The following is a 2,205-nucleotide window of genomic DNA, read 5'->3' on the forward strand; positions in this document are numbered from 1 at the left end:
ATGGACGTCCGCCGTGGGTCGTACGGTGACGCCGGTCGGAAAGCCGGATGCTGGAAATCAGCACGTCCGGTTTGATGAGCGGGGACGGAAAACGGAGCGGACCCTTCAGGGCTCAGCCACCGCGTCCGTCCTCGACTCTACAATCGTGCTCGAACGCGTGCCTCTCGGCTGGCCGCAACGGCACAAAGCGCCGCGACTGATTCGGCCAGAGAACTAACTTTTCTTCTGATGGCGCTTTCGCAGTCGGACGCCAGGGCCGCCGCCGTTCTCGTCGATGAACTCGACGCCGGCGCTTTCGAGTGCTTGGCGAACCGCTAGATCATTGGCCGATGTCATCGATGTTTCGTTTTCGGCGCCTTCAGCACGCCTAATCGTCGCCAGGCCCAGGGTGGCTTCGCGAGCAAGATCCTCGGCGCTCCACCTCAATAAACCGCGCGCAGCCCTAATCTGAGGACTCGTCAAAGGCTTTCCTTTTCGACTTGACTTCATTCAAATCTAACGATACGTTTCCGATCACATGATCGTATTATGGAATCGGCTGGAAAGTATCAGACGCGATTTCCGATGCGTGAGGAAGTCATGACTTCGAACGTGTGGACAAAAACCAGCCAGGATCGCCGGCATTTCATTGGCGGCTCGGACGCTCGGATCATCATGGGCGATGACGAAGCCGCTCTAGTCCGGCTTTGGCGCGAAAAGCGGGGCGAAATCGGACCCGAGGACCTGTCCGGCAACCTCGTGGTTCAGCTCGGGCTGGCGACCGAAGACCTGAACCGGCGCTGGTATGAGGCCAATACCGGGCAGATGGTCATCGACGTCCAACGTAAGATCCGCCACCCGGTGCTGCGCTGGATGGGCGCGACGCTCGATGGACGTGTAGAGGGCAGTGATGCGGTGTTCGAGGCCAAATTCATGTTGCCGTGGTTGTTCTCGGAAGAGGTGGCGGCCGAAAAATATATGCCAGCACAATATGTGGGTGGTGGCGGCAAGGACCGCTGTGCTCTCGGTGATCACCGGCGGCGGCAAATGGGTCGAGATCGTGGCCCATGCCGATCCGCTCTATCAGCACCTGATCGTGACTGCGGAGCGCAAGTTCTGGCGTTGTGTCGAGACTGGCAAACAGCCCCGGCTGTTCGGCGTCGAGCCGCCCAAGCCGCGGCTGGAAGCAGTCCGGATTGTCGACATGACGTCATCCAATACCTGGGCCGAATTTGCGGCGGTCTTTTTGCGAACCCGAGGGCCGCATCTCGAGCACGAACAAGCAAAGGCTGAACTGAAGAACCTGATGCCCGAAGATGCCAAGGAGGCGAGTGGCCATGGTATACGCGCCAAGCGCTCCAAATCCGGCGCCATCAGCCTTGATCTTCTAGACCGGGAGACTAGCCATGCAGCGGTCTAGTCCCTCGATCGCTGCGCTCGCCGCCGCACTGGCCAAGGCGCAGATCGAACTTGCCAATCCCGAGAAGTCGCTCATCGGCACGATCGAACCGCAAGGCGGGGAGGGCGGGGCACGGCAGTTCCGCTATGCACCGCTCTCGAGCGGGCTTGAGATCGTGCGCAAGACGCTTGGGCAACACGAAATCGCAACAGTGCAGACCACCGCGGTCGATCAGGCTTCGGGCCTCGTCAATCTGACCACGATTCTTGCGCACGCGTCAGGCGAATGGATCGCCTCTGACTGGCCAGTCTGTCCGATTGCGGAGACCGAACGGCCGCACAGCATGGGCGCGGCGCTGACCTATGCCCGGCGCTACGCCTTATTCACGCTCGTCGGTATCGCTGGCGAGGATGATCTCGATGCACCGGATCCTGATCAGTCCATCGCAGTCGACGCCAGGACATAACCGCAGGCCAATCCGCGGCAACGGCAGGCTGGATGGCAAGTTGTCCAAACTCGCCGCGCGAACGCCAATCGCGCGGCCGGAAAAACCTGCAGTCGACAACGGCAAGGCAAAACTGCTTACCGCCGTTCGCCTGGACATCGCCGCATCGGCCCACCTCCGCGACATCATGCTTGGCGAATTGAACAAGATCGGCAGTGAAGAGGCGACCAAATGGGCGCATCGGCGGCTTGCGGAAAAGAACAAGCTCAATGCGACAGACGCCAAGCATGTCGAGGAGGCGTTTCGCGCCAAGCTCTTGAGCTTTGCCATTCATCACGCCGAGGGCGTGCCGGGATCGAAAAATGGTGAACAAACCGCAAGC

General features: G+C 60.4%; 5 protein-coding genes. 4 read left to right on the forward strand and 1 reads right to left on the reverse strand.

The window, feature by feature from the left end:
• The coding region (locus VGY55_21350) for a hypothetical protein (GenBank protein HEV2972529.1) at window positions 1-217 on the forward strand (217 nt) is incomplete at its 5' end.
• On the opposite strand, the gene VGY55_21355 is transcribed toward VGY55_21350, so the two are convergent.
• On the reverse strand, window positions 214-336 hold the full coding sequence (locus tag VGY55_21355; protein ID HEV2972530.1) for a hypothetical protein: 123 nt from the start codon (window positions 334-336) through the stop codon (window positions 214-216). The two genes, VGY55_21350 and VGY55_21355, sit on opposite strands and share 4 nt — an antisense overlap.
• 634 nt (window positions 337-970) lie before the next feature.
• Between VGY55_21355 and VGY55_21360 the strand changes: the two genes are divergently transcribed.
• The 3 genes from VGY55_21360 to VGY55_21370 all read left to right on the forward strand — a co-directional run.
• On the forward strand, window positions 971-1,399 hold the full coding sequence (locus tag VGY55_21360; GenBank protein ID HEV2972531.1) for a hypothetical protein: 429 nt from the start codon (window positions 971-973) through the stop codon (window positions 1,397-1,399).
• On the forward strand, window positions 1,386-1,844 hold the full coding sequence (locus VGY55_21365; protein HEV2972532.1) for an ERF family protein: 459 nt from the start codon (window positions 1,386-1,388) through the stop codon (window positions 1,842-1,844). The genes VGY55_21360 and VGY55_21365 overlap by 14 nt, the downstream gene beginning before the upstream one ends.
• A partial coding sequence (locus VGY55_21370; GenBank protein ID HEV2972533.1) for a hypothetical protein occupies window positions 1,741-2,205 on the forward strand: 465 nt, incomplete at its 3' end. The genes VGY55_21365 and VGY55_21370, both read left to right, overlap by 104 nt.

Source organism: Pirellulales bacterium (assembly GCA_035939775.1).
Taxonomy (GTDB): domain Bacteria; phylum Planctomycetota; class Planctomycetia; order Pirellulales; family DATAWG01; genus DASZFO01.